This is a genomic window from Streptomyces sp. NBC_01591 (assembly GCF_035918155.1).
Classification (GTDB): domain Bacteria; phylum Actinomycetota; class Actinomycetes; order Streptomycetales; family Streptomycetaceae; genus Streptomyces.
Window position 1 is genome coordinate 4,432,203 of the sequence record NZ_CP109327.1, and the last position, 26,596, is coordinate 4,458,798.

General features: G+C 68.5%; 28 protein-coding genes and 1 pseudogene. 14 read left to right on the top strand and 15 right to left on the bottom strand.

Translation table 11 applies throughout. The features are described 5' to 3' along the window. Positions 1-17: 17 nt before the first annotated feature. From OG978_RS20620 to OG978_RS20630, 3 genes are all read right to left on the bottom strand, one after another. The gene (locus OG978_RS20620) at positions 18-1,049 is read right to left on the bottom strand and encodes an alanine racemase (RefSeq protein WP_124719891.1); all 1,032 of its coding nucleotides are present in this window, start codon (positions 1,047-1,049) and stop codon (positions 18-20) included. Between the two features lie 135 nt (positions 1,050-1,184). Next, entirely contained in the window at positions 1,185-2,303 is a 1,119-nt protein-coding gene (locus OG978_RS20625; RefSeq protein ID WP_326766644.1) for a lipid II:glycine glycyltransferase FemX, read from the bottom strand. A 217-nt stretch (positions 2,304-2,520) separates the two neighbouring features. After that, a complete protein-coding gene (locus tag OG978_RS20630; protein WP_326766645.1) occupies positions 2,521-2,835 on the bottom strand; it encodes a hypothetical protein in 315 nt (104 codons plus the stop codon). A gap of 276 nt (positions 2,836-3,111) precedes the next feature. Here OG978_RS20630 and rpsF point away from each other — a divergent pair, with 276 nt between their 5' ends. The 4 genes from rpsF to rplI all read left to right on the top strand — a co-directional run bounded on the left by rpsF (position 3,112) and on the right by rplI (position 4,842). Continuing rightward, positions 3,112-3,402 carry a 30S ribosomal protein S6 gene (gene rpsF, locus OG978_RS20635; RefSeq protein WP_072487610.1) on the top strand — a complete coding sequence of 97 codons (291 nt, stop codon included), beginning with the start codon at positions 3,112-3,114 and terminating at the stop codon, positions 3,400-3,402. A gap of 74 nt (positions 3,403-3,476) precedes the next feature. Further along, positions 3,477-4,097: a single-stranded DNA-binding protein gene (locus OG978_RS20640; protein ID WP_326766646.1), complete on the top strand. Its 621-nt coding sequence runs from the start codon at positions 3,477-3,479 to the stop codon at positions 4,095-4,097. 43 nt (positions 4,098-4,140) lie between these two features. After that, entirely contained in the window at positions 4,141-4,377 is a 237-nt protein-coding gene (gene rpsR, locus OG978_RS20645; protein ID WP_003967857.1) for a 30S ribosomal protein S18, read from the top strand. Between the two features lie 18 nt (positions 4,378-4,395). Further along, positions 4,396-4,842, top strand: a complete 447-nt coding sequence (gene rplI, locus OG978_RS20650) for a 50S ribosomal protein L9 (RefSeq protein WP_072487612.1) — start codon at positions 4,396-4,398, stop codon at positions 4,840-4,842. A 90-nt stretch (positions 4,843-4,932) separates the two neighbouring features. Here the strand turns inward: rplI and OG978_RS20655 are convergent, their stop codons facing one another. After that, positions 4,933-6,270, bottom strand: a complete 1,338-nt coding sequence (locus OG978_RS20655; protein ID WP_326766647.1) for an MATE family efflux transporter — start codon at positions 6,268-6,270, stop codon at positions 4,933-4,935. 477 nt (positions 6,271-6,747) lie between these two features. Between OG978_RS20655 and dnaB the strand changes: the two genes are divergently transcribed. Then, positions 6,748-8,208, top strand: a complete 1,461-nt coding sequence (gene dnaB / locus OG978_RS20660) for a replicative DNA helicase (protein WP_326770103.1) — start codon at positions 6,748-6,750, stop codon at positions 8,206-8,208. Between the two features lie 79 nt (positions 8,209-8,287). Here dnaB and OG978_RS20665 read toward each other — a convergent pair. After that, positions 8,288-9,012: pseudogene (locus OG978_RS20665) on the bottom strand (dienelactone hydrolase family protein). A gap of 125 nt (positions 9,013-9,137) precedes the next feature. Here OG978_RS20665 and OG978_RS20670 point away from each other — a divergent pair. Further along, a complete protein-coding gene (locus tag OG978_RS20670; RefSeq protein WP_326766648.1) occupies positions 9,138-10,520 on the top strand; it encodes a serine hydrolase domain-containing protein in 1,383 nt (460 codons plus the stop codon). A 39-nt stretch (positions 10,521-10,559) separates the two neighbouring features. Here the strand turns inward: OG978_RS20670 and OG978_RS20675 are convergent, their stop codons facing one another. From OG978_RS20675 to OG978_RS20685, 3 genes are all read right to left on the bottom strand, one after another. Then, positions 10,560-11,723, bottom strand: a complete 1,164-nt coding sequence (locus OG978_RS20675; RefSeq protein WP_326766649.1) for a winged helix DNA-binding domain-containing protein — start codon at positions 11,721-11,723, stop codon at positions 10,560-10,562. Positions 11,724-11,750: 27 nt separating this feature from the next. Then, on the bottom strand, positions 11,751-12,203 hold the full coding sequence (locus tag OG978_RS20680) for a GNAT family N-acetyltransferase (RefSeq protein ID WP_326766650.1): 453 nt from the start codon (positions 12,201-12,203) through the stop codon (positions 11,751-11,753). A 79-nt stretch (positions 12,204-12,282) separates the two neighbouring features. Further along, complete coding sequence (locus OG978_RS20685) at positions 12,283-12,750, bottom strand: MarR family winged helix-turn-helix transcriptional regulator (protein WP_326766651.1); 468 nt, start codon at positions 12,748-12,750, stop codon at positions 12,283-12,285. Positions 12,751-12,892: 142 nt separating this feature from the next. Here OG978_RS20685 and OG978_RS20690 point away from each other — a divergent pair, with 142 nt between their 5' ends. Further along, a complete protein-coding gene (locus OG978_RS20690) occupies positions 12,893-14,104 on the top strand; it encodes an MFS transporter (RefSeq protein WP_326766652.1) in 1,212 nt (403 codons plus the stop codon). Between the two features lie 115 nt (positions 14,105-14,219). Further along, positions 14,220-14,645 carry a GlcG/HbpS family heme-binding protein gene (locus OG978_RS20695; protein ID WP_326766653.1) on the top strand — a complete coding sequence of 142 codons (426 nt, stop codon included), beginning with the start codon at positions 14,220-14,222 and terminating at the stop codon, positions 14,643-14,645. A gap of 55 nt (positions 14,646-14,700) precedes the next feature. Here the strand turns inward: OG978_RS20695 and OG978_RS20700 are convergent, their stop codons facing one another. Both OG978_RS20700 and OG978_RS20705 read right to left on the bottom strand, forming a co-directional pair. Continuing rightward, entirely contained in the window at positions 14,701-15,570 is an 870-nt protein-coding gene (locus OG978_RS20700; protein ID WP_326766654.1) for a GNAT family N-acetyltransferase, read from the bottom strand. A 5-nt stretch (positions 15,571-15,575) separates the two neighbouring features. Further along, complete coding sequence (locus OG978_RS20705; protein WP_326766655.1) at positions 15,576-16,103, bottom strand: DUF2269 domain-containing protein; 528 nt, start codon at positions 16,101-16,103, stop codon at positions 15,576-15,578. Between the two features lie 323 nt (positions 16,104-16,426). Between OG978_RS20705 and OG978_RS20710 the strand changes: the two genes are divergently transcribed. Continuing rightward, a complete protein-coding gene (locus OG978_RS20710) occupies positions 16,427-17,608 on the top strand; it encodes a globin domain-containing protein (RefSeq protein ID WP_326766656.1) in 1,182 nt (393 codons plus the stop codon). Positions 17,609-17,668: 60 nt separating this feature from the next. On the opposite strand, the gene OG978_RS20715 is transcribed toward OG978_RS20710, so the two are convergent. From OG978_RS20715 to OG978_RS20730, 4 genes are all read right to left on the bottom strand, one after another. Next, complete coding sequence (locus tag OG978_RS20715) at positions 17,669-18,148, bottom strand: NUDIX domain-containing protein (RefSeq protein ID WP_283852813.1); 480 nt, start codon at positions 18,146-18,148, stop codon at positions 17,669-17,671. Positions 18,149-18,211: 63 nt separating this feature from the next. Beyond that, complete coding sequence (locus OG978_RS20720) at positions 18,212-19,108, bottom strand: LysR family transcriptional regulator (protein WP_326766657.1); 897 nt, start codon at positions 19,106-19,108, stop codon at positions 18,212-18,214. A gap of 191 nt (positions 19,109-19,299) precedes the next feature. Beyond that, on the bottom strand, positions 19,300-20,430 hold the full coding sequence (locus tag OG978_RS20725; RefSeq protein WP_326766658.1) for a cystathionine gamma-lyase: 1,131 nt from the start codon (positions 20,428-20,430) through the stop codon (positions 19,300-19,302). 69 nt (positions 20,431-20,499) lie between these two features. Beyond that, complete coding sequence (locus tag OG978_RS20730; RefSeq protein WP_326766659.1) at positions 20,500-20,877, bottom strand: phage holin family protein; 378 nt, start codon at positions 20,875-20,877, stop codon at positions 20,500-20,502. A 68-nt stretch (positions 20,878-20,945) separates the two neighbouring features. Between OG978_RS20730 and OG978_RS20735 the strand changes: the two genes are divergently transcribed. From OG978_RS20735 to OG978_RS20750, 4 genes are all read left to right on the top strand, one after another. Beyond that, entirely contained in the window at positions 20,946-21,263 is a 318-nt protein-coding gene (locus OG978_RS20735) for a cupin domain-containing protein (protein ID WP_326766660.1), read from the top strand. Positions 21,264-21,413: 150 nt separating this feature from the next. Next, positions 21,414-21,626 carry a DUF5326 family protein gene (locus OG978_RS20740; RefSeq protein WP_326766661.1) on the top strand — a complete coding sequence of 71 codons (213 nt, stop codon included), beginning with the start codon at positions 21,414-21,416 and terminating at the stop codon, positions 21,624-21,626. A gap of 243 nt (positions 21,627-21,869) precedes the next feature. Then, a complete protein-coding gene (locus tag OG978_RS20745) occupies positions 21,870-22,640 on the top strand; it encodes an IclR family transcriptional regulator (protein ID WP_326766662.1) in 771 nt (256 codons plus the stop codon). Positions 22,641-22,741: 101 nt separating this feature from the next. Beyond that, a complete protein-coding gene (locus OG978_RS20750) occupies positions 22,742-23,179 on the top strand; it encodes an SsgA family sporulation/cell division regulator (protein WP_072488197.1) in 438 nt (145 codons plus the stop codon). An 80-nt stretch (positions 23,180-23,259) separates the two neighbouring features. Here the strand turns inward: OG978_RS20750 and OG978_RS20755 are convergent, their stop codons facing one another. After that, a complete protein-coding gene (locus OG978_RS20755) occupies positions 23,260-24,621 on the bottom strand; it encodes a YibE/F family protein (protein WP_442817721.1) in 1,362 nt (453 codons plus the stop codon). 157 nt (positions 24,622-24,778) lie between these two features. Here OG978_RS20755 and thiC point away from each other — a divergent pair, with 157 nt between their 5' ends. Further along, positions 24,779-26,554 carry a phosphomethylpyrimidine synthase ThiC gene (gene thiC, locus OG978_RS20760; protein WP_326766664.1) on the top strand — a complete coding sequence of 592 codons (1,776 nt, stop codon included), beginning with the start codon at positions 24,779-24,781 and terminating at the stop codon, positions 26,552-26,554. The last annotated feature ends 42 nt before the right edge of the window (positions 26,555-26,596 follow it).

A 26,596-nucleotide genomic window follows, 5' to 3' on the forward strand; every position in this document is an offset into this window, starting at 1 on the left:
AGAGACCCGGCGCCGTCCTATCGGTCGACGAGGCGGTCGAACTGGGTGGTCGTGTGGCGCAGATGGGCCACCAGCTCGTCGCCGACCTTCGGCTCCTGGGCGTCCGACGGAACGAACAGGATCGACACCTGCATGTGCGGCGGCTCGGCGAACCAGCGCTGCTTGCCCGCCCAGACGAACGGCGACAGGTTGCGGTTTACGGTAGCCAGGCCCGCGCGGGCGACCCCCTTGGCGCGCGGCATCACACCGTGCAGGGCCTTCGGGGCCTCCAGGCCCACGCCGTGCGACGTACCACCGGCGACGACCACCAGCCAGCCGTCCGAGGCGGCCTTCTGCTGGCGGTAGCCGAAGCGGTCGCCCTTGGCCACGCGCGTGACGTCCAGGACGGCACCCCGGTACTCCGTCGCCTCGTGGTCGCCGAGCCACAGCCGGGTACCGATGCGGGCGCGGAAACGGGTCTGCGGGAACTGCTGCTGGAGCCGGCCCAGCTCCTCGGCGCGCAGATGGCTGACGAACATGGTGTGCAGCGGCAGCCGGGCCGCGCGCAGCCGGTCCATCCAGCCGATGACCTCCTCGACCGCGTCCGAGCCGTCCGTGCGGTCCAGCGGCAGGTGCAGGGCGAAGCCTTCGAGCCGTACGTCCTCGATGGCGGCGTGCAGCTGCCCGAGCTCCTCCTCCTTGACGCCGTGGCGCTTCATCGAGCTCATGCACTCGATGACGACCCGTGCGCCCACCAGGGCGTGCACGCCGTCCACGGAGGACACGGAACGGATGACGCGGTCGGGCAGTGGCACGGGCTCCTCGCCCCGGCGGAACGGGGTGAGGACCAGAAGGTCGCCGCTGAACCAGTCCTTGATGCGGGCCGCCTCGTAGGTGGTTCCGACGGCGAGCATGTCGGAGCCGAAGCGGATGGCCTCGTCGGCCAGCCGCTCGTGGCCGAAGCCGTATCCGTTGCCCTTGCAGACCGGGACGAGGCCGGGGAACTGGTCGAGGACGGATTTCTGGTGCGCCCGCCAGCGCGCGGTGTCGACGTAGAGGGAGAGCGCCATGGCCGGTCCGGAACCCTTCTGGTGGCTGCTGTGTGGGAGGTGTGTGGAGCCGAAGTCCCCATTGAAACCAATGAAGCCGGTTTCGTCAGCGGGGCGACGCGTATCAGCGGTGCGACGCGTACGGTGCGACGCGGGTCAGCGGCGCGACATGTAGATGTCGAGCGCCTTGTGCAGCAGCTTGTTGAGCGGGAAGTCCCACTCGCCGAGGTACTCGGCAGCCTGCCCGCCGGTGCCTACCTTGAACTGGATCAGGCCGAAGAGGTGGTCGGTCTCGTCCAGCGAGTCGGAGATGCCGCGCAGGTCGTAGACGGTGGCCCCCATGGCGTACGCGTCGCGCAGCATCCGCCACTGCATCGCGTTCGAGGGCCGGACCTCGCGCTTGTGGTTGGCGGAGGCGCCGTAGGAGTACCAGACGTGCCCGCCGACGATCAGCATGGTCGCGGCAGCGACGTTCTCGCCCTCGTGCCGGGCGAAGTACAGCCGCATCCGGTTGGGGTCCTCATTGTTGAGGGCCGTCCACATGCGCTGGAAGTAGCCCAGGGGACGAGGCCGGAAGTGGTCGCGCTCCGCCGTGATCTCGTACAGCCGCTGCCACTCGGCGAGCTCGGCGTAGCTGCCCTGGACGACCTCGACGCCGGCCTTCTCGGCCTTCTTGATGTTGCGCCGCCACAGCTGGTTGAAGCCCTTGTGGACGTCTTCGAGTGAACGGTTCGCCAGCGGCACCTGGAAGACGTAGCGGGGCTGTACGTCACCGAATCCGGCGCCGCCGTCCTCGCCCTGCTGCCAGCCCATCTTCCGCAGCCGGTCCGCCACTTCGAAGGCGCGCGGCTCGATGTGGGTGGCCTCGACGTCGCGCAGACGCTTCACTTCGGGGTCCTGGATGCCCGACTTGATGGCGGCCGCGTCCCAACGCCGGATGATGACCGGCGGGCCCATCTTCACGGAGAAGGCGCCCTGTTGCTTGAGATGCGCCAGCATCGGCCGCAGCCAGTCGTCCAGATTCGGGGCGTACCAGTTGATGACCGGGCCCTCGGGCAGATAGGCGAGATACCGCTTGATCTTGGGCAACTGCCGGTAGAGCACCAGGCCGGCGCCGACGAGCTGTCCGCTCTTGTCGAACCAGCCAAGACTCTCCGAGCGCCACTCCGCCTTCACGTCCGCCCATGCCGGGACCTGCATGTGACTCGCCGCAGGCAGACTCTGGATGTACGCCAGATGCTGCTCTCGGCTGATGGTCCTCAGGGTCAGGCTCATGCGGGGCGCTCCTCGGCAGGTGTGTCCCCATCGGTCAGGGGCTCCGGCTCTCGCGCCGAAGCCTACTGTGACCGACGAGCACGCCGTCTGGCCCTATGGGACCTTGCCGCTCCGCCGCCGCCGCGACCCGGGCTGTCGGCTCCTTGTACGGGGAACGGCGCGAGGCCCCTGCGGGTTCCTCGCGCCGTTCCGTTCGTCCGGTTGTGGCTGTTGTGCGTCAGCCCACCACGCCGCCGAAGAGGCCGCCGTGGGCCATGCCCAGGAAGAAGCCGATGGCGGATGCGCCCATGCCGATGATCAGCGGGAACCGCTCGCGTGTGGTCACCGAGATGTACTGCCCGTACGCGGCCGTGAGGATCCCGATGAGTCCGGCCCACGAACTGATCAGATGCAGGCTGTGGAACATCGCCGTCACGAAGGCGAGCGCACCGAGGATCAGCGTCACCGCCACCAGGGTTTCCTGGAGCGGATGGGGCTTGCCGTCCGTGGCGAGAAGGGAAACGGGGGGACGGGGTCGTATTGCCTGTGCCATGGAGTACCTCCTGGCCGAAAGGGGCGCGTAGTGGCGCCGCTCACACCCGATGTGTCCAGATTGCGTCTCCTGACCACCGGATTTCAACCGGAAGCCGGTGTGCGGGTACTCTGTACGGTCTGCACCGGTGTCTGCCCAGGCCAGCACAGCAACCCCTCTCGATGGAGGGTGTTGTCAGTGGCGGCTGTTTTACTTGGAGACACTGTTGCTTACGCATCACGACCCTCCTGCCACGGAACGACCGTGGCCGCTGAGTCCAAAGGAGGTGGGTTCCACATGCGTCACTACGAGGTGATGGTCATCCTCGACCCCGATCTCGAGGAGCGCGCTGTCTCCCCGCTGATCGAGAACTTCCTCTCCGTCGTCCGTGAGGGCAACGGAAAGGTTGAGAAGGTCGACACCTGGGGCCGTCGTCGTCTCGCTTACGAGATCAAGAAGAAGCCCGAGGGCATCTACTCGGTCATCGACCTGCAGGCCGAGCCTGCGGTCGTCAAGGAGCTCGACCGCCAGATGAACCTGAACGAGTCGGTCCTCCGGACCAAGGTCCTCCGTCCCGAGTCCCACTGAGCATCTAGCTCAGTGGTCATCGGGTTCGAGTAGCAGCAAGCAGCCAGAAGCAATCCCCGCCGAGAGGTTCATCCATGGCAGGCGAGACCGTCATCACGGTCGTCGGCAATCTCGTCGACGACCCCGAGCTGCGCTTCACCCCGTCCGGTGCGGCGGTCGCGAAGTTCCGTGTCGCGTCCACTCCCCGCATCTTCGACCGGCAGACCAATGAGTGGAAGGACGGCGAAGGCCTGTTCCTCACCTGCTCGGTCTGGCGGCAGGCGGCGGAGAACGTCGCCGAGTCGCTCCAGCGAGGCATGCGCGTTGTCGTGCAGGGCCGACTGAAGCAGCGGTCGTACGAAGACCGCGAGGGCGTCAAGCGCACGGTCTACGAGCTGGATGTCGAGGAAGTCGGCCCCAGCCTGAAGAACGCCACGGCCAAGGTCACCAAGACCACCGGTCGCGGTGGCCAGGGCGGCCAGGGTGGATACGGCGGTGGCCAGCAGGGCGGCGGCAACTGGGGCGGCGGTCCCGGTGGTGGCCAGCAGGGTGGTGGCGGCGCTCCCGCCGACGACCCGTGGGCCACGAGCGCGCCGTCCGGCGGTCAGCAGGGCGGGGGCCAGCAGGGCGGCGGAGGCGGCTGGGGCGGAAGCTCCGGCGGTTCCGGCGGTTCCGGCGGCTCTGGCGGCGGCTACTCGGACGAGCCTCCCTTCTAGGGCAGCTCGTACCCCCACTTCTTGATCACACAGGAGAAACACCATGGCGAAGCCGCCTGTGCGCAAGCCTAAGAAGAAGGTCTGCGCGTTCTGCAAGGACAAGACCCAGTACGTGGACTACAAGGACACGAACATGCTGCGGAAGTTCATTTCCGACCGCGGCAAGATCCGTGCCCGCCGCGTGACCGGCAACTGCACGCAGCACCAGCGTGACGTCGCCACGGCAGTCAAGAACAGCCGTGAGATGGCGCTGCTGCCCTACACGTCCACCGCGCGATAAGGGAAGGGTGACCGAATCATGAAGATCATCCTCACCCACGAGGTCTCCGGCCTCGGTGCTGCGGGCGACGTCGTCGACGTCAAGGACGGGTACGCCCGTAACTACCTGGTTCCGCGTGGCTTTGCCATCCGCTGGACCAAGGGTGGCGAGAAGGACGTGGCGCAGATCCGCCGCGCCCGCAAGATCCACGAGATCGCCACGATCGAGCAGGCCAACGAGATCAAGACCAAGCTCGAGGCCGTGAAGGTCCGTCTGGCTGTTCGCTCCGGCGACGCCGGCCGTCTCTTCGGCTCCGTGACCCCGGCCGACATCGCCTCGGCGATCAAGGCTGCCGGTGGCCCCGACGTCGACAAGCGTCGCGTCGAGCTCGGCTCGCCGATCAAGACGCTCGGCGGACACCAGGTGTCCGTGCGTCTGCACCCCGAGGTCGCTGCGAACCTCGGCATCGAGGTCGTTGCTGCCTAAGGGCACAGCTCACCTGAGCAGCTGAAGGGCCGCACCCCACGGGGTGCGGCCCTTCACCGTTTCACGTGAAACGGGACCGCGGCCGGTGGTTCAGCGGGTGGCCCCGGTGACGATCCACTTGCCGGAGCGGGTGCGCAGCCAGAGCGTCACCATGCGGACGGTCATCATCAGGGCCATCGCCCACCACAGCATCGTCAGGCCGCCGCCGATCACCGGCACCAGCAGGGCGACCGGAGCGAAGACCGCGAGAGTGACGAGCATGGCCCAGGCCAGGTATCGCCCGTCACCGGCACCCATCAGCACTCCGTCCAGGATGAAGACCACGCCGGCGATCGGCTGGGACAGCGCCACCACCAGCAGCGCCGGGAGCAGGGTGTCCTGCACCGCCTGGTCGCTGGTGAACAAGGGCACGAACAGCGGGCGGGCAAGGACGATCAGTGCCCCGAACACCACCCCGGAAACGATGCCCCACTGCACCATGCGGCGGCATGCCTCGCGTGCGCCCTTGGCGTCATCGGCTCCCAGGTAGCGGCCGATGATCGCCTGACCGGCGATGGCGATGGCGTCGAGGGCGAAGGCCATCAGGCTCCAGAGCGAGAGGATGATCTGGTGCGCGGCGATCTCGGTGTCCCCGAGGCGGGCGGCGACGGCCGTGGCGATCATCAGGACGGCACGGAGCGACAGCGTACGGACCAGCAGCGGAACGCCTGCCTGGGCGCTGGCCCGGATACCTGCGGCATCAGGACGCAGCGAGGCGCCGTGCCGGCGAGCTCCCCGTACCACCACGATCAGATAGGCGACGGCCATCGAGACCTGTGCGATAACGGTGCCCCAGGCCGATCCGGCGATACCGAGACCGGCACCGTAGACCAGTCCCGCGTTGAGGGCCCCGTTGGCCGCGAAGCCTCCGATGGCGACATAGAGCGGGGTCCTGGTGTCCTGCAGGCCGCGCAGAACACCGGTCGCGGCCATCACCACGAGCATGGCCGGGATACCGAGGCTGGAGATCCTCAGATACGTGGTCGCATAGGGAGCTGCCGTGTCGGAGGCACCGAAGATGTCCACCAGCCAGGGGGCTGTGGGGAGAGCGATGGCGATGACGGCGATGCCCAGCAGGAGCGCCAGCCAGATGCCGTCCATGCCCTGCCGGATCGCGGAGGCCAGATCGCCCGCCCCGACCCGTCGTGCCACTGCCGCGGTGGTGGCGTAGGCGAGGAAGACGAAGACGCTGACGGCGGTGGTCAGCAGGGCGGCGGCGACGGCCAGGCCGGCCAGCTGCGGGGTGCCGAGATGTCCGACGATGGCACTGTCGACCATCACGAAGAGCGGCTCGGCGACGAGCGCGCCGAAGGCAGGGACGGCGAGCGAGATGATCTCGCGGTCATGCCGTCGACGACTGGGCGGCGGGGGTGCCGGGGCCTCGATCATGGGGGCCAATCTAATCTTCCACAGGTAATAGATGCAATGGCTAAGGAGTCCTTACATTCGCTGAGGCTCGGCGTTCTCCCGTGTGCCGTTTGTCGTGATCTTGTGCTGACTCAGAAAGTTTTTCTCCCCCACAGCCCGTGGATGGGGAAAGGCCAGGTCAGCGCGCTGGTGGCGTGGGTGTTATGAGTTTGTCCACAGTGCTGTCCCCCGCTCCGTGCACAGGTTCTGCAGAGTTCTCCACAGCATCTGGTCGGTCGTCCACATGCCCTGTGGATAACCAGATTGGCTGACGGTGCCGAGCGGCCTACCGTGGACCGGCGCCCGCACCCCGTTCCGGACTCGGAACCACGCAGAACTCGACGCGCCGGAACCGGAGTCGGGCGTCTTGTTTGTCGGTGCTGTGCCGTAAGAAAGAGTGGCATGGCGAGGTCCGCGGAGCGGACGGGAGGAGGTGGCCCGGTGAGCATTCCCGAGCCTTTGGACGACCCCTGGGCCGAGACCGGTCCCAGCGACCGTCTGCCTGTTTCCCGGCAGCGCCGAGGTGAAGGCCGGGACCGCGGCGAGCAGCACGAACGCGGCAGGGAGAGCGGCGGCTGGGAGGACGGTTCGCCCGGTTTCGAGCGGGTGCCGCCCCAGGACCTCGATGCCGAGCAGTCGGTCCTCGGTGGCATGCTCCTGTCCAAGGACGCCATCGCGGATGTCGTGGAGATCATCAAGGGCCACGACTTCTACCGCCCCGCGCACGAGACCGTCTACCAGGCGATCCTCGACCTCTACGCCAAGGGCGAGCCTGCCGACCCGATCACGGTCGCGGCCGAGCTGGTCAAGCGCGGCGAGATCACCAAGGTGGGTGGAGCGCCGTATCTGCACACCCTCGTCCAGTCCGTGCCGACCGCGGCCAACGCTTCGTACTACGCGGAGATCGTCCATGAGCGGGCGGTCCTGCGGCGGCTCGTCGAAGCCGGGACGAAGATCACGCAGATGGGATACGCGGCCGACGGCGATGTCGACGACATCGTGAACTCTGCGCAGGCCGAGATCTACGCCGTCACCGAGCAGCGCACCAGCGAGGACTATCTGCCGCTCGGCGACATCATGGAGGGCGCGCTCGACGAGATCGAGGCGATCGGTTCGCGCAGCGGCGAAATGACCGGCGTGCCGACCGGCTTCACCGACCTCGATGCTCTGACGAATGGCCTGCACCCGGGCCAGATGGTCGTCATCGCGGCCCGTCCCGCCATGGGTAAGTCCACGCTGGCCCTCGACTTCGCACGGGCCTGTTCGATCAAGAGCAACTTGCCCAGCGTGATCTTCTCCCTCGAAATGGGGCGCAACGAGATCGCGATGCGTCTGCTTTCCGCCGAGGCACGGGTGGCGCTGCACCACATGCGCTCCGGCACCATGACCGATGAGGACTGGACGCGGCTGGCTCGCCGGATGCCGGATGTCTCGGCCGCCCCGCTCTACATCGACGACTCCCCGAACCTCTCCATGATGGAGATCCGGGCGAAGTGCCGTCGTCTCAAGCAGCGCAACGACCTCAAGCTCGTGGTCATCGACTATCTGCAGCTGATGCAGTCCGGCGGCTCGAAGCGTGCCGAGAGCCGTCAGCAGGAAGTCTCGGACATGTCCCGAAACCTCAAGCTGCTGGCGAAGGAGCTTCAGCTTCCGGTCATCGCGCTCTCCCAGCTGAACCGTGGTCCCGAGCAGCGCACGGACAAGAAGCCGATGGTCTCCGACCTGCGTGAATCCGGATCCATCGAGCAGGACGCCGACATGGTGATCCTGCTGCACCGCGAGGACGCGTACGAGAAGGAGTCCCCCCGTGCCGGTGAGGCCGACCTGATCGTGGCCAAGCACCGTAACGGTCCGACGGCAACGATCACGGTGGCCTTCCAGGGCCACTACTCGCGCTTCGTGGACATGGCGCAGACCTGACCGGCACTTGCAGGGCCTCAGATTGTGTGTCGTTCTCTCCGCTGTCGCGTCATGGCGACGGCAGTCCTGACGCTCTGGCTCACTCCGTTACGGGCAGGCACTCGGCGAGCAGGCCGACGACGTCGCGCCAGGCTCGCTGCGCGTGCCGCGGGTGGTAGCCGACGCCGGGGACCACGGTCTGGTCGACCGGCGGGTGGTGGAAGGCGTGCAGGGCTCCGCCGTAGACCACGAGGCGCCAGTCGACGCCCGCGGCCTGCATCTCGGCGGCGAAGGCGTCCCGTTGCTCAGCGGGCCTGATCGGGTCCTCCGATCCGACCCCGGCCCACACGGGGCAACGGTGCGCGCCGCCTCGCCCGGTCGGCCCGTGGTCAGTGCGTTGACCGTCCCGATGACCCGTAGGTTGACGCCGTCGCGCCCGAGTTCCAGCGCGATTGCGCCCCCGGTGCCGTAACCGACAGCGGCGATCCGACCGGGGTCGGTCCGCGGTTCGGCACGCAGCACATCGAGTGCCGCGTGGCCGATACCCCGCATCCGGTCGGGGTCGGCGAGCAGCGGGGTCACGCGCGCCAGCATCTCCTGCGGGTCGGTGAACCAGCGTCCGCCGTGGAGGTCGAAGGCCAGCGCAACGTACCCCAGTTCGGCGAGGGCGTCGGCCCGGCGGCGCTGGAAGTCGTTCAGGCCCGGCCCCTCGGGCCCGATCAGGACTGCGGGCCGGCGGTCGACACCGGCGGGGAGCGCGAGGTGCCCGATCATCGTCAGGCCGTCGGTCGGGTATTCGACTGTGCGCGTGGTGACCGTCGTCATGAGAGTGGACTGTAGTGATTGTCGCGCCCGGTCGGGCCGGTCTTCACCGTCGGCAGAACAGCGCGGGTGTGGGCCCGCGGGAAATGGACTCGCCACCGCTTGGTTCTGCGGGTAGTTGTTTGAGCATGACCTTCTCACCCGAACAGTTGCTCCCAGGGACGCAGCGTGCTCTGCTGCACCGCATCGCCACCGCGCAGTCGGAAGGCCGTGCGCCCTCGCTCGTCGCCGCGGTACAGAGGCAGGGCCAGACCGTCTGGAGCGGCGCCCGCAGCTGCGTGGACGGCCATGCCCCCGACGGCGAAACACAGTTCAGGATCGGCTCCCTCACCAAGACCTTCACCGCGGTGCTGGTCCTGCGCCTGCGTGACGAGGGCCTTCTGGACCTGGATGATCCGCTGGAGAAGCATCTGCCCGGCACCGGCGTCGGTGACGTGACGATCCACCAACTGCTGGGACACAGCGCGGGACTCGGTGCCGAGTCGCCCGGACCCTGGTGGGAGCGGACCTCGGGCACGCTGCGGCCCGAGTTGGCCGATGTGCTCGGCGAGCAGACGCGGATGCACAGCCCGGGCCACCGTCACCACTACTCGAACCCCGGCTACACGCTGCTGGGCGCACTGGTCGAGAAGGTGCGCGGGGCGAGCTGGGCGGAGGCGCTGCGAGGCGAGATCCTGGAACCGCTCGGCATGCACCGCACCAGCCCCCAACCGCAGTCGCCGCACGCGGGTGGCTGGGCCGTGCATCCCTGGGCCGATGCCATGCTGCCCGAACCGGCCGAGGATCTCGGGCTGATGGCCCCGGCCGGTCAGCTCTGGTCCACCACCGATGACCTTCTGCGCTTCGCGGCCTTCCTGGCCGAGGGGGACGACCGGGTGCTCTGTGCCGCTTCCGTGGAGCAGATGCGTGAACCGTCCGCACCGACCGAGTCCGGTGACTGGCAGTTCAATTACGGTCTGGGCCTTCAGGTGGTGCGGAGCGGCAGCCGGACGCTCTTGGGCCATACGGGCTCGCTGCCCGGATTCCTGGCCGCCCTGTGGATCAGTATCGAGGACGATGTGGTGGCCGTCGCGCTCACCAACACGACGTCGGGGCTGATGATCGGCGGCGTTGCAGCCGACCTCGTGGACATCGTGGCCGAGGCCGAGCCCCGCATTCCGGAGCCCTGGCGCCCGTTGGCCGAGGTGGATGCCGAGCTGCTCGCGCTGACCGGTCCCTGGTACTGGGGCACGCGCTCGAACGTCCTGCGGATGACCTCGGACGGTGGGCTGGAGCTGGCGCCCCTGCAGGGGGTCGGCCGCGGCGCTCGGTTCACCGCACAGCCCGATGGCACCTGGATCGGTCTCGACGGCTACTACGCGGGGGAGACGCTGCGTGTGGTCCGGAACGGCGACGGCAGCGTGAACCATCTCGATCTGGGGTCGTTCGTCTTCACGCGGGAGCCGTACGACCCGACAGCAGCCGTTCCCGGCGGTGTGGACGAGGGCGGATGGAGGGGCCTGCCGACCTGAGGACCACGTTTCACGTGAAACGGCAGGGGGCCGGCCGGCTCAGGCCGTCAACTCCCGTTCCAGCGGGGTGCGGAAGCGTGGAGTGACCCGAGCCTGACCCACCCATTGCGAAAACCGGGATGCTTCCGCCTCGATCGCGGCGGAAGCATCCCGGCCGACGTCGGACAGCAGCCGCCAGACCGGCTCACCATCGGCTCGCTGGGCCCAGCCGCCCACGATCCCGCCGTTCCACCACACGGTCGGGCCGATATTGCCGGACCGGTCGAAGAGAGCCTCCCGATGCCCGGCCGGGAGGTGGAATCCGCGATCGGCCCATCCCATGGCACTGGGGTCGAGCGCCGGAAGCAGCGCGGCCCAGGGTTCCGGAGCCGGTTCCGGCTCCAAGTCCTCCGGCAACACCCATCCCACGGCTCCGTCGTCGAGCCGGACCTCCTCGGCCGCGACGGCCGCCAGTGCCTTACGGGCCGTGCCCAGTCCCCAGCCCGTCCACCACTTGAGATCGGCCTCGGTCGCCGGTCCGTAGGAGTGGAGCCACCGCCGGGCCAGCTCGGCCTGTGCCTGCGCGGGTTCCTCGAACGGCCAGGGTTCGGACGCTGTCCAGCGGAACTGGCTGGAGGTCCAGGAACCGCGTGGCCGGCCCCGGCGGATGCGGCCTTCGGCCGCCAGGATCCGGATGACACGGGACGCGACGCCCTGCACGCCCTCGGCCTTCTTGCCGGGGAAGAGGGTGATCTGCGTACGCAGGGCAGCCACGGCGGCGGAGAGTTCGGTGCCGGTGGCAGTGCCGCGGTCGGCGAGAGCAGCAAGGGTCCGCTGTTCGGCGTCGGCGAGCCAGCGCTCGTCCAGGCCGTTGCCGTCGTCCGCCAGGTGCTTGAGGAAGGTCCGGCGTTCCTTGGCGGCCACGGCCCGGGCGTTCGACGCGTCGACACTGGGGGCGAGCTCCCGCGATACGACGAAGAGGGTGTTCCGCATGGAGAGCTGCCGGACCAGCGAGACGTCCTCGTAGAGCGCCTGCTCCACCGGGACCACGCCCGCTTCGGACAAGCGGGCACACGTGGAGAGAAAGACGGTGGCGGCGTCGGTGGCGTGCAGTGCGACGACCGCGTCGGCCACGGACACCGGGGAAGCGGTCCGTACGGACGGGGCCAGCAGATGACGCCGGCCGAGCCTGATCCTGCGCTGTTCGTCACTGATGCGGTGCACGGACGGCCTCCGGATTCCGGACTGCGATCAGAGCGCGAGCTTGAAGCCCACATGGCTGGCGGTGAAACCGAGCCGCTCGTAGAAACGATGGGCATCGGTCCGGGTCGCATCGGATGTCAGCTGGACCAACTGGCAGTCCTGGCGCCGGGATTCGTCCACGGCCCATTCGATCAGCAGCGTGCCGAGCCCGCTGCCGCGCTCGTCGGCGTGGATGCGTACGCCCTCGATGACCGAGCGGGTCGAGCCGCGCCGGGAAAGCCCGGGAATCACGGTCAACTGCAGGGTTCCGACGACGCGGCCCTCCCGTACGGCGACAACCAGGTGCTGGTTCGGGTCGTCCGCCAGCCGCCGGAATGCGGCGTGGTACGGGGCCGGATCATCCGGCGACTCACGCTGTGCACCCAGCGGATCGTCGGCGAGCATGGCCACGATCGCGGGGATGTCTTCGAGGGCGGCCGGCCGTATTTCCAGATCGCTCATGATCGGCAGGGTACGCAGATCATGCGGGTGGCGCGGGGATTCACCAGGTCTCGCGGGCTCGTCGCGACCACGTGGCGGCTCATGCGATCTGCATGGGGGCCTTCAGTTCCTCGACCGCCCTGACCAGCGGGGCCAGTTCGGGGCTCTTCGCGGCTTCGTCCAACGCGGCACGCAGCGCGCTGTCGTTGGTCGGCCGGGCCTCGGCGAGCAGGGCGAGGCCGGCCTCGGTGACATCGGTGTAGATGCCGCGGCGATCGGTGTCGCAGAGATACCGCGTCAGCAGTCCGCGGTCTTCAAGGCGGGTGACCAGCCGGGTGGTGGCGCTCTGGCTGAGTACGACGGCGTCCGCGACCTGCTTCATCTGGAGGTGCCCACCGGGGCCGTTGTGCTGCCTGCTCAGGACGCGGAGCAGGGAGAACTCCCGCACGCTGAGCCCGTGCCCGGACTGCAGCGCCCGCTCGATACGGGCCTCGATCTTTCCGTGGAGCAAGGAGAGAGCGCACCAGCCCTGGGAGAGGGCGGTGAGTGCGGGGTCTGTCGCTGTCATGGGGGTCTCTCCTCCGTGTCGGAGCGGCTTGCCTCCAGGATAGGCGACTGCCGCAATAGACCGCGCTTGCAGTTAATCAGCGTCTGCAATTATTGTGTACGCTCGTAAGGCGCACATGCAATCTTCAGGGAAGGTGAAACCCATGCCGCTCGCGCTCCTAGCCCTCGCCATCGGGGCTTTCGGTATCGGGACCACCGAGTTCGTGATCATGGGGTTGCTCCCCGAGGTTGCTGCGGACTTCCAGGTCTCGATCCCGACTGCGGGATTCCTCGTCACGGCGTACGCCCTCGGTGTCGTCCTCGGCGCCCCGCTGATGACGGCCCTCGGTACCCGGGTCACCCGCAAACGCATGCTGGTGCTGCTCATGGGACTGTTCGTCGTGGGCAACGTCGTCTCCGCGGTCGCCCCGGTCTTCGGTGTGATGGCCGTCGGCCGGGTGATCGCCTCACTCGCCCACGGTGCCTTCTTCGGCATCGGAACGGTCGTCGCGGCCGACCTGGTCGCTCCCCAGAAGAAGGCCGGCGCGATCGCCATGATGTTCACCGGCCTCACCGTGGCCAATGTCGTCGGTGTACCGCTGGGCACCTACATCGGGCAGAGCTTCGGCTGGCGTACCACGTTCTTCGTCGTCGCCGCGATCGGCGTCATCGGTCTTCTCGGCGTCGCCAGGCTCGTCCCCGAACAGCCGCGGCGCGAGGGTGTACGGCTCCGCAACGAACTGGCCGCGTTCCGCAATGTGCAGGTCCTGCTCGCCATGGCGATGACCGTGCTGGGCTTCGGCGGAGTCTTCGCCGCGATCACCTACATCACTCCGATGATGACCGAGATCGCCGGATACTCCACGTCGTCCGTCACCTGGCTGCTGGTTCTTCTCGGACTGGGCATGGTGGGCGGCAATCTGATCGGCGGCAAGTTCGCCGACCGCCGGCTGATGCCCCTGCTGTACGTGTCGCTGGGCGCCCTCTCCGTGGTTCTTGCCCTGTTCACCCTGACCGCTCACAACAAGATCGCCGCAGCGGTCACCATCGTCCTGATCGGCGGCCTGGGCTTCGCGACCGTGCCGCCGCTGCAGAAGCGGGTACTCGACCAGGCGGCCGATGCTCCGACCCTCGCCTCCGCGGCCAACATCGGTGCCTTCAACCTCGGCAACGCGCTCTCGGCGTGGCTCGGTGGCCTCGCCATCGCGGCGGGCCTCGGCTACACCGCTCCCAACTGGGTCGGCGCGGCTCTGGCGGCCTCCGCCCTGGCCCTCGCGGTCGTCTCCGGCGTGCTGGAACGCCGCACGGTCACGCCCAGCCGGCGTGTCGCCCGGCACAGCCCTGAGCCGGCCCTGGCCCCCGCGTCCCGGAGCTGACCCCGCTCACGCCGTCCCCGCCACGCACCCATCTGCTCCCACAGAGCCCAGCACCGCACCGCACCTCACCGAACCGAACCTCACCGCACCACATCGCACCAAGGAGTCACCCCCCATGAGCACCACCGCTGTCGCCGTCGCCCCGCTGACGACCCCGGATGCCGAAGCACTGATCGACGCGGCCCGTACCGCCGCCGAAGCCGCCGGCGTCGCGGTTGCCGTCACCGTCCTCGACGCGGGCGGCCACCTGCTGGCCTTCCGGCGGGACGACCGGGCCGTCCTCATCGCCGGCGAGACCAGCACCCGCAAGGCCTACACGGCCCTCCAGCTCAATGCCCCCACGGCCGACCTCGTCGACGCGGTCCAGCCCGGCGGACTCTTCCACACCCTGCCCACCGCCCTCGACCGGCCGTTGCTCTTCATCGCCGGTGGCGTTCCGGTGCACCGCGACGGCCGGCTCATCGGCGCCATCGGCGTCGGCGGAGGTGCTCCCGACCAGGACCACGGCTTCGCGACGGCCGCCGTGAAGGCTCTCGCCTGACACATGCGCCGGGCCCGCGGCCGGTGACGGCTCCGGGCCGTGCGGGCGGCGGCGGTCAGCCCGTCGCCACGGTCAGCGGCGCGTAGCGACGGGTCCAGTCGCCCGGCAGGTCCGAGACTCCATGGGTCATCACCGTGGTTGCGGAGCCGGGCCGCAGACCGCACTCCTCGAACCAGTCGAGCAGCTCGGTATGGCGAGCGTCGATGTCCGCGCGCAGCGGCAGATTTGTAGCCTTCGCGAGAGAGGCGACGAGCGCCTGAGCCGTGGCGGTGTCGCGCGCGACCAGCGGGCCGACCACATGCGTCCCGTCGCTCGGCCAGGTCGCCGCGTAACCGATGAGATGTCCCCCGTCCTGTGCGACCCGGATGTGGTCGGCGTACGCGGGCAGCCGGACGAGGACATGGGTCCGGTCGGCACCGAAGACGTCCGAGTCCAGCCTGACCATGGCGCGCAGGTCCTCCGCCGTGGCCGGGCGGACGGTCACGGCGGAGGACCTGCCGCCGGTCGGCCGGAAGAAGCCGGTGACCCGCTGGGCGCGGCCCACGACCGCGAAGCCGAGCCGCTCGTAGAGCGGTTGCCCTGCGGCTGTCGCGTAGAGGCTGAGCGGTGCGTCTCCGGACTCGGCGATCACACGGTGCATCAGATGCCGCGCGACCCCCTGCCGCTCATATCGCTCCGCGACGAGCAGCATGCCTATGGCGGCCAGTCGGGGGCCGTAGGAGGTCACCACGCAACTGGCCATCAGGCCCTTGCCCTCGGGGTCGTCCACGCCGTAGCCGGTTCCGGCGGCGAGGAGCAGACCCCATCTGTGCTCATCGCGTGGCCAGCCACGGTCTTCGCAGAGATCGGCGCAGGCGACCAGGTCATCCTGGGTGAGGTGCCGCAGGGGCAATTCGGCGATCGGACGGGGCAGTGAGCTGGGCATGGAGGTCAGGCTGTCCGACGCGGCGTTCGCCCGTCCACCCCTTTACCGGATCCGTCCGAGCGGCGTAGCCGGCGGCCGCGCCGCGTCGGTCCCCAGGGCTTCAGCACCGATATCGCGGTGATGAAGAGGTAGGTCGCCGTTGCCACTGACGGCGCGACCACCAGGTCGATATCGACGGCGCCACGTGTCGCAGCCTCGTCGATGCCGGGCCGCAGGGAGAAGACGGACAGTGCCACGGTGATCAGGGTGAGCCAGAATTTCGTCCAGACCCACCGGTGCCTGGCCAGCCCCCATGGAGTGCCGAGTGCCAGGACAAGGCCGCTGAACAGCGAGAACAGGGCGACCGGCAGGACCAGCCAGTCCCCGAAGATCTTCATGGCGCGGGTGGCGGCCTGTGCGGTGGCGGGATCTGCGGTGGAGAAGGCCGCGATTCCGAGCGTCAGCAGCCCGACGGTCAGTCCCAGCCAGCTCACGGATACCGCGACGTGTGCCACCAGGAGGCTGCGGCGGGCGGAGCGTTTGAGTGGTTTCACGTGAAACACGGTGCCGGGAGCGGGGCGATCGGGCGTCTGACAACGGGAGTAACCGCGCGTACTAGCCTCGGCGTACAGCACGCGTTCCTCTGCGGGCTTCTCTGCCAGGAGAGTTACCGCCCCGTCGGGTGCTGATGCGTTCATGGGCGGCTGTCACGGGTTCATGACCCGCCCGTGTCAGTCGCAAGGCATGCTGGGCCGAAGGACCCCGGACAGTGGCCGAATGGCGACCGTCAGCGGGTGCCGATTACGTCCGCAGGCAAGGTGCTGCGGGCCGTGCTGGTGCGTAAGGCGACCACGAGACGTACGAGGCGAGGCACAGTATGGATGCTCCGGCCACCGGGTGGACCGAAGACGGAACGGACAGATCCGCCGACGCGACCCTGATCCACCGCACCCTGACCGAGATCTCGCCCGTCGCGGATCAGACGACCTCGTACTTCTACGCCCTGCTCTTCGTACGCCACCCCGAGCTGCGGGACCTGTTCCCGGTCGCGATGGATGTCCAGCGCGACCGTCTCCTCCGCGCGATCCTCACCGCAGCCGATCGGCTGGACGATCCGGGTGCGCTGACCGAGTACCTCGGCGGACTGGGGCGGGGACACCGCAAGTACGGCACGCTGCCCGTCCACTATCCCGCGGTGGGGGAGGCGCTCATGGGCGCCCTGAGCCGCTACGCGACCACCACGTGGGACGGGGAGACCGAAGCGGCATGGGTGCGCGCCTACACCGCGATATCGCAGATCATGATCGACGCGGCCGCCGAGGACGAGCAGTGGGCCCCCGCCCGGTGGCACGCGGAGGTCGTCTCCCACGACCTCAGGACCCGTGACATAGCGGTGCTCACGCTCCGCCCGGACCAGGCCTACCCCTTCCTCGCAGGCCAGTACGCGGCCATGGAGACCCCGTGGTGGCCCCGGATCTGGCGGCACTATTCCTTCGCCTCGGCACCCCGCCCCGACGGTCTGCTCACCTTCCACATCAAGGCGGTCCCGGCCGGCTGGGTCTCCAACGCCCTGGTGCACCGGGCCCGGCCCGGGGACATCGTGCGCCTCGGCCCGCCCACGGGCTCGATGACGGTCGACCACTCCACCCACAACGGCCTGCTCTGCCTCGGCGGAGGCACGGGCATCGCACCCATCAAGGCGCTCGTCGAGGAGGTCGCGGAGCACGGCGACCGGCGTCCCGTGGAGGTCTTCTACGGGGCACGCAGCGATCACGACCTGTACGACATCGACACGATGATGCGGCTCCAGAGGACCTACCCCTGGCTGGCGGTGCGGCCGGTGGTCTCCACCGGCGCGGGAACGGGAAGCGGTCTGATGCGGGGGCTGCTGCCCGAGGCGGTGCGGGAGTGCGGCCCGTGGCACGAGTACGACGCCTATCTCTCGGGCCCGCCCGGCATGATCCGCAGTGGTGTGGACGCGCTCAGGGGCATCGGCATGCCGGCCGAGCGCATCCGGCACGACGCCTTCGAGGAACTGGCCCCGACCGGCCCCGCCTGACCAGGACGGCTGCCATCGCCCCCGGAACGGCGGCTGCCATCGCCCCCGGCGCGGCGGCGGTCAGCCCAGATCGGGCGCGTGCATCGCGCGTACGCCCTCGATGTTGCCGTCCAGGTAGTGCCGCAGCGACAGCGGCACGAGGTGGACGGCGGCGATCCCCATCCGGCTGAACGGCACCCGTACGACGTCGTACTCCCCGCAGGGATCGTCGATCTCGGGGCCGTGCCGCCGGGACAGGTCCATCGACTCCAGTCGGCAGACGAAGAAGTGCTGGACTTTTACGCCCTTCACCCCGCCGCCCTCGATGTGCTCCACGGTGTCGACGAAGCAGGGGACCACATCGGTGATCTTGGCGCCGAGCTCCTCGTCCACCTCACGGTGCAGGGCGTCGACGACGGTCGCGTCCTCGGGCTCGACCCCGCCACCGGGCGTGAGCCAGTAGGGATCCACCCCGGGCTTGGTGCGCTTGATGAGGATGAGGTCGTTGCCGTCGAGCAGGATGGCGCGTGCGGTGCGCTTGACCACAGGACGTTCGGTCATGGCAAGAGAGTGGCCCGCAGAACCGGTTCTGAAACACCGGACCGGTGCCGGGCGGTCCTGCGCTCACCAGTCGGCGGCAGCACGCAGCAGCCACTCGTGCGCCCGCGCGATGTGGGGCAGCGCGAGTGTGCCGGTCCGCACGGCCAGGAAGTAGGTGCGCAGGGGAGGCACGGGAGGGTCCAGGAGGGCCACGACCTCGCCCCGCTCCAGCGCCCTCTCGCACAGATAGCGCGGCAGCACGGCGAGTCCGGCGCCCGCCGCGGTGCACTCCAGGACCGCCCGGAGATCCGGCACGATGACGGTTCCCGCGAGGGCGGGCCGACTCTCGAAGACGGCGGCCCAGTAGCGGGAGACGAGCGGCAGGCTCTCGTGGACCTCCACGACCGGCAGCTGGTCCAGCACCACGGGCCCCTTGTGCCGCAGGGTCCCGGGGCCGAGGCGCCCGGCCCAGCGCGGCGCGGCGACCAGGACATGTTCTTCGTCGCAGAGCGCGGTCGCGGTGAGCAGACCGCCGCGCGGACGGGTCGTCGCGATGGCCAGATCATGGTGTCCGGCGGCCAGCCCCTCCAGTGCCTCCTCGGCACCGGCGAAGAAGGAACTGCGCAGGGCCAGGCCCTGGGCGACGAGAGTGGTGAGCGCGGGCAGGGCGCGCATCGATGTGAACTCGGGCGGTCCGGCCAGATGCAGTGTCCGTACGCCCGACTCCTCGTCGAGCTCCGTCTCGGCGATCTCGATCAGCGCGTCCAGATGGGGCGCCGCCCGGTGCGCGAGTTCGTCGCCGATGGTCGTCGGGGTCACGCCGCGGGCCCTGCGCAGGAAGAGCGGACGGCCCAGCTGTCGCTCCAGGGTCCGGATCTGCGAGGTGACCGCGGGCTGGGAGAGGCCGAGCAGGGCGGCGGCCCTGGTGAAGGAACCGGCCCGGTGCACCGTGACGAACGTGCGCAGCAGGGTCAGGTCCATGTCCTGCCCCTTCCACCCTCGCGACGCTTCGGACCCGTACAACTATAAATATGTCGATAGGTCGCTGTCGCTACGGTGATTGGACACTGACGGAGAGTCAACTAGCCTTGTTCAGGCGGTTCTTCACAGGAGGAACCGGGGCGGTCCGAGCCACGAGGGGGGAGGCTCGGACCGCCCGTACCACCGGTCGGTCAGTGCTCGCCCATCGCCGCGTCGAGCGCCCGTTCCACGTCCGCCACCAGGTCCGCGGGGTTCTCCGCGCCGACCGAGAAGCGGATGAAGCCCTCGGGCACGGCGTCACCGCCCCAGCGCGCCCGGCGCTCGGCGGTGGAGCGCACACCACCGAAGCTCGTCGCGTCGTCGACCAGCCGCAGCTCGGTCAGAAAGCGCTCGGCCCGCTCGCGGTCGGGCAGTACGAACGACACCACGGCGCCGAAGCGCCGCATCTGCCGTACGGCGTTGGGATACGAAGGGTCGGAGGGCAGCCCGGGATACCGCAGCCCGGTCACCTCCGGCCGCTTGCCCAGCGCCTGCGCCAGCGCCAGGGCGGTGGCGCACTGCCGGTCGATCCGCAGCTCCAGCGTGGCCAGCGACCGGTGCGCGAGCCAGGCCTCCATGGGGCCCGGGATGGCGCCGACCACCTTGCGCCAGCGCCGTACTCCCGCTGCCGTCTCCGGATCGCGGCAGGTCACATGGCCGAGCAGGATGTCCCCGTGCCCGGTCATGCCCTTGGTGTCACTGGCGACCGAGAAGTCGGCCCCCAGCTCCAGCGGGCGCTGGCCGAGCGGTGTGGCGAGGGTGTTGTCGACGGCCACCAGAGCGCCGGCCGAGTGCGCCGCCTCGACGAGCCGGCGCACGTCGCAGACATCGAGCCCGGGATTGGACGGGGTCTCGATCCACAGCAGCTTGGCGCCTTCGAGGACCGCCAGCTGGGCATCGCCACCGGTCGGCGCGGTCCGCACCTCGACGCCGTACGCCTCCAACTGCTCGCGCACCAGCGGCAGGGCCTGATAGCCGTCGTCGGGCAGCACGACCACATCGCCGGTGCGTGTCTGGGAGAGCAGCACGGCCGAGACCGCCGCCATCCCGGAGGCGAAGACCGTGGTCTCGACGGGCTCCCCCGGTGCCTCCAGCTCACTGATGGCGCGTTCCAGATGCGTCCAGGTCGGATTGGTGTCCCGGCCGTAGGTGTACGGACCGGTCGGTTCACCGGAGAGATGGAAGTGTGCGGCGAAGACCGGCCCGGGCAGGGTGGGCTCGAACTGCTCCGGTTCGGGCAGCCCGGCCCGTACCGCCCGGGTTCCGTCACCCATGGTGCTCATACCGCTTCCTCACTTCATCTCTCCGGTGTGCCACCGGTCCTGACCTGCGCTGTCTCTGTAGGTGTCGGGTCAGTCCTCGTCGGGCAGGATCACGTTCAGTGCCCACGACACGATCGAGATGATGAGGCCGCCGAGCACGGCGGTCCAGAAGCCCTCGACATGGAAGCTCAGATCGAACAGACCAGCCAGCCACGAGGTCAGCAGCAGCATGAGCGCGTTGACCACCAGCGTGATCAGCCCGAGCGTGAGGATGAAGAGCGGCAGGGTCAGCAGCTTCACGATCGGCTTGACCACGAAGTTCACCAGGCCGAAGAGCAGGGCCACCACGATCAGCGTGAGCGCCTTGCGTCCGGTGCTGCCACCGGTCAGCGTGATGTCCTGGATCAGCCAGATGGCCACGGCCAGCGCACCTGCGTTGGCGATCGTCTTGACTACGAAATTCTTCATGTGTCTGATCGTGGCAGACCTGATCGGTGGCGGACACCGGCAGTGCAGAGGCAAGGGGCGGACAGGCCATGAAGGCATTCAGACTGGACGAGCTGGAGGCGGAGCGGGCCGCCAACGACGGCGCGTACCTGCAGTTCGTGAAGGAACGGAACATGTCCGTCGGCCTGTACGCACTGGACGCCGGTGAACTCGACCCGCAGCAGCCGCACAACCAGGACGAGGTCTATCTCGTCGTCAGCGGCCGTGCCGCCATCACGGTCGGCATGGAAACCACGCAGGTGGGCAGAGGAAGCGTGGTGTATGTACCGGCCGGTGTCGCCCACAAGTTCCACCACATCACCGAGGACCTGCGGGTGATGGTGGTCTTCTCCCCGCCGGAGAGCTGAGCGCCGATCCGCCGGAGGGCGGGGGTCCGGTCTCAGGGATCCCTCAGGGGTCGATCAGGGGACTCCAAGGGCTGCGGAACCCCCGTCGGCCCCTTCCGCGCCTCTAGCATCGAAGCAGGAACTCATGGAGACGAGGTAGGGACGATGGCCGTGCGGGAGATATTCGCTGGGATGCCCTGGTGGGTGAAGTGGATCGCGGTGCCGGTCATCGCGATCGTCGTGTTCGGCGGTCTGATCGCCAGCGTGATCGGGTTCGTGATCGGACTGCTCTTCAAGGTTCTGATCTTCGTGATTCTGGTCGGCGGGCTCGTCTTCGTCGTACGCAAGTTCATGTCGTCGTCCTCCTCGCGCAGCGACTGGTAGGACGATCGGAAGCCGGCCGGGGCGTTAGCCCAGCTGAGCTAAGCGAAAGAAGAAACGGCGCCCCTCGCGGACCCGGCCGTTAGAGTGGCAGTTCGCTGCCGCCACCTGGGAATTAACAGTCCGTCACCACACTGACCAGTGGTTCGTGCGGCGTTCGGCATTCGGACCCCAGCCATGCGGCAGTCCGTGGGGGCGGCCCCCACAGGCGGGCTGACCACCCGTCACCATGCCTGGGGGTGACTGTTGACCACGGCATCGAGCACTGCTGCCCCGACGCTGATCGGTTCGGTGCAGCGAGCGCTGAGGCTGCTGGAAGCCGTGGTGGCCCATTGCGACGGGGCGCCCGCGAAACAACTCGCCAGGGAAGCGGGCCTGCCCCTTCCCACGACCTACCACCTGCTGCGCACCCTGACGCACGAGGGCTATCTGCGCCGGGAGAACGGCGTTTTCCTGATCGGCACCGCGGCCGAACGCCTGGTCGGCGAAGGGGCGATGCAGAATCGTCGCGGCAGAATGGCCGAGTCGCTGGGCCGCTGGCGCGACATCATCGGCGCACCGGTGTACTGCGCCGTCTACCGCGAGGGCGAGATCGAACTCATCGCGGTCGCCGACACCCCCGCCAACCCCGCCGTCGACGAGTGGGCATCCTTCCGGGAGACCGGGCATGCCCACGCGATCGGCCAGTGCCTGCTGAGCCAGCTCGACGAGAAGGCCCGCGAGGACCACCTGGACCGTCACCCTGTGCGTCCGTTGACTCGCTACTCGGTGAAGGACCGTGCGGCGCTGCTCGAGCGACTGCGGTCGCTGAAGCGGATGGAACCTGTCATCGAGCGACAGGAGTACGCCCTCGGCACGATCTGCGCGGCCATCCCGATCACGGCCGGTCTCACCGCTGCCGCGATGGCCATTTCCGTACCCCTGGAGCAGGAAAGCCGGTTGCTCCCCGCAGTCGAACAACTACGTGGCGAAGTGGCCAACCTCTTGCGTTCGTTCATGTTCTCTATCAGTATCTGAAAAATCACTCCTTGTGATCTGCTATCGCGTGCACCACGATGGCGTCAATAGGGCCATGGGGGATCATTCCTGGCCAGATTCATCTACTGCGGGGTTGAACGATGCGCGAGTCGGTTCAAGCTGAGGTCATGATGAGCTTTCTCGTATCCGAGGAGCTCTCTTTCCGGATCCCGGTGGAGCTCCGGTACGAGGTCTGCGATCCGTATGCGATCCGGATGACCTTCCATTTGCCCGGTGACGCCCCCGTTACCTGGGCATTCGGCCGTGAGCTGTTGCTCGACGGCCTCAACAGTCCCAGTGGTGACGGCGATGTGCACATCGGTCCCACTGAGCCCGAGGGGCTGTCCGACGTACATATCCGGCTCCAGGTCGGCGAGGACCGGGCCCTCTTCAGGGCCGGTACGGCACCACTTGTGGCATTTCTCGACCGGACCGACAAGCTTGTGCCGCTCGGGCAGGAGTGCACGCTGGGTGACTTCGAGGGCAACCTGGAGGATGCCCTGGGCCGGATCCTCGCCGAGGAACAGAACGCCGGCTGAGAAGAACGGCGCCGCCGACCGGCTCACCGGTCGAACACGGCACCTGCCAAATGGGTGAATTGCTCACCTGGCTGAGACGTTCAAGGCTTCGTCCTACGACGACGGCCTTTCCCGGCCCGTACGGGTGCCGAAGCTCCGGCTTCCGCGCCGAGCCCTGTGCGGTCCGCGGAGACGACCAGCGCAGCGAGCACCGTCGTCACCGGCACCGAGGCGACCAGTCCGATCGAGCCGACCAGCGTTCGTACGATCTCCTCCGCCACCAGCTCGCTGTTGGCCACCGTCCCCATGCTGCTCTGCGCGATGGAGAACAGCAGCAGCAACGGCAGTGCGGCGCCCGCATAGGCGAGCACCAGCGTATTGACGACCGAGGCGATGTGGTCGCGCCCGATCCTGATACCTGCCCGGTAGAGACCCCGCGCACCCATCGTCGGGTTCGCCTGGTGCAGTTCCCAGACCGCCGAGGTCTGGGTCACGGTCACATCGTCGAGGACCCCGAGCGAACCGATGATGACACCGGCCAGCAGCAGACCGCTCATGTCGATCTGCGGGTACAGGCCGTGGATGAGGCCGGTGTTGTCATCGGTGTTGCCGGTCAGGCTCGCCCAGCCGATGAAGAGCGATCCGAGCAGCCCGATCAGCAGCAGCGAGATCAGCGTGCCGATCACCGCGACCGAGGTGCGGGCGGTCAGGCCGTGGCACATGTAGAGCGCGATCAGCATGATCGCACCGGCCCCGACCACCGCGACGAGCAGCGGATTCGAGCCTTGGAGAATGGCCGGGAGGATGAAGAGGGTCAGCACGGCGAACGACACGGCGAGCGCGACCAGCGCCATCACCCCGCGCATGCGGCCCACCGCGACCACGGCCAGGGCGAAGATCCCGGCCAGCAGGATCATCGGGAACTTCCGGTTCACATCCGTCACCGAGTACTGCAGATCACGGGGCGCGTCGGGGGCGTACGCCACGACCACGCCCTGACCGTTGCGCAACTGACGCGGTGCGTCGGGCTGGACGACCTCGACGAAGGTCCGGCCCTTGTCGTGGCCGGTCGTCACCTCGATCGTGGCCTTCTTGCACAGGCCCCGTTCGCTCCCCGACGGCGATGTGGTGTCCCCGCTCATGGGTGTCTGTACCGCGTTCACGTCCTTGCAGTCCACCTTGTCGACATTCACCACCTTTCCCTGCTGGGTCTGCCGGTCGAATCCGACACCGGTCCGCTCGTGCGCCGGCGCACCACCCGGCCAGAGCGCCACCAGACCGACGAGGACGGCGGTGGCGAACGGGATCAGTACGGCCGCGATGACCTTGCGCAGATGTTTGGAGACGGGCGCGGCAGGGCCATGGCTGTGCGAGTGGCCGTGCTGATGGCTCTGCGGTTCGGGGTCGATATGGAGGGACGTCACCGGCCGATCATCGCAAGAAGAGACGGGCCCACTGTTCATTACGCCGGACGGGGCGCTAGCGTGGAGGGACCTTTGCACACGCGGGAGCTCGGAGCACCGGGCTGAGAGGGCGCTGATATCCGTACATCCGTACGGGACAGGCTGCGCCGACCGCCGAACCTGTTACCGGGTAATGCCGGCGTAGGGAGTAGGTCTCATGACCACAGCGGACGCACGCACGCCTGCCTCGAACCAGAGCGACGAGGCCGGGAAGTCCATCGGCTGGCACAAGGGGTACGTCCAGGGCTCGCGCCCGGACCTCCGGGTGCCGGTCCGTCAGGTGCACCTCACCAACGGCAAGGACGTGACGCTGTACGACACGTCGGGGCCGTACACCGATCCCACCGTCGAGACCGATGTCCGCCGCGGACTCGCACCGCTGCGGGAGAACTGGATCGTGGCCCGCGGCGACACCGAGGAGTACCCGGGCCGCCCCGCCCGCCCCGAGGACGACGGGCTCAAGCACACCTCGCCGCGTGGCGGACTGCGCAACCTCGACGCGGTCTTCCCCGGCCGCCCGCGGCTGCCGCGCCGCAGCCGGGACGGGCAGCCGGTGACCCAGCTCGCGTACGCCCGCCGGGGCGAGATCACCCCGGAGATGGAGTACGTGGCGATCCGGGAGAACGTCGAGCCCGAGGTGGTGCGCGAGGAGATCGCGGCGGGCCGGGCCGTGCTGCCGGCCAACGTCAACCACCCCGAGATCGAGCCGATGATCATCGGCAAGCGGTTCCTGGTGAAGGTCAATGCCAACATCGGCAACTCCGCGGTGACGTCCTCCATCGAGGAGGAGGTGGAGAAGATGACTTGGGCGACGCGTTGGGGCGCCGACACCGTCATGGATCTGTCCACCGGCCGCAACATTCACACCACCCGTGAGTGGGTTCTGCGCAACTCCCCCGTGCCGATCGGCACCGTTCCGCTCTACCAGGCCCTTGAGAAGGTCGACGGCCGGGCGGAGGAGCTGACCTGGGAGATCTACAAGGACACCGTCATCGAGCAGGCCGAGCAGGGCGTCGACTACATGACGGTCCACGCCGGCGTACGCCTGCCGTACGTGCCGCTGACCGCCCGCCGCAAGACCGGCATCGTCTCCCGCGGCGGCTCGATCATGGCGGCGTGGTGCCTCGCGCACCACAAGGAGTCGTTCCTGTACGAGCACTTCGAGGAGCTCTGCGAGATCCTCGCGAGCTACGACGTGACGTACTCGCTGGGCGACGGGCTGCGTCCCGGCTCGATCGCCGACGCCAATGACGAGGCCCAGTTCGCCGAACTGCGCACGCTCGGTGAGCTGAACACGGTCGCCAAGCGGTTCGGCGTCCAGACCATGATCGAGGGTCCGGGCCATGTCCCGATGCACAAGATCAAGGAGAACATCGACCTCCAGCAGGAGATCTGCGAGGAGGCGCCGTTCTACACGCTCGGCCCGCTGACCACCGATGTCGCGCCGGCGTACGACCACATCACCTCGGGCATCGGCGCGGCGATGATCGCGTGGTGGGGGACGGCGATGCTCTGTTACGTCACGCCGAAGGAGCACCTCGGCCTGCCCAACCGGGACGATGTGAAGACCGGCGTCATCACCTACAAGATCGCGGCGCACGCGGCGGACCTCGCCAAGGGGCACCCGGGGGCGCAGGACTGGGACGACGCGCTCTCCGACGCCCGTTTCGAGTTCCGCTGGGAGGACCAGTTCAATCTGGCTCTCGACCCGGACACCGCACGGGAGTTCCACGACGAGACGCTGCCGGCCGAGCCTGCGAAGACGGCGCACTTTTGCTCGATGTGCGGTCCGAAATTCTGTTCGATGAAGATCTCCCAGGACATCCGGCGTGAGCACGGCGGTTCGCAGACGGAGATCGAGGCGGGCATGGCGGAGAAGTCCAAGGAGTTCGCGGCGGCCGGCAACCGGGTCTATCTGCCGATCGCCGACTGACCCGGGACAAGACATCGCCCCGGAGGCGCTTGCTTCCGGGGC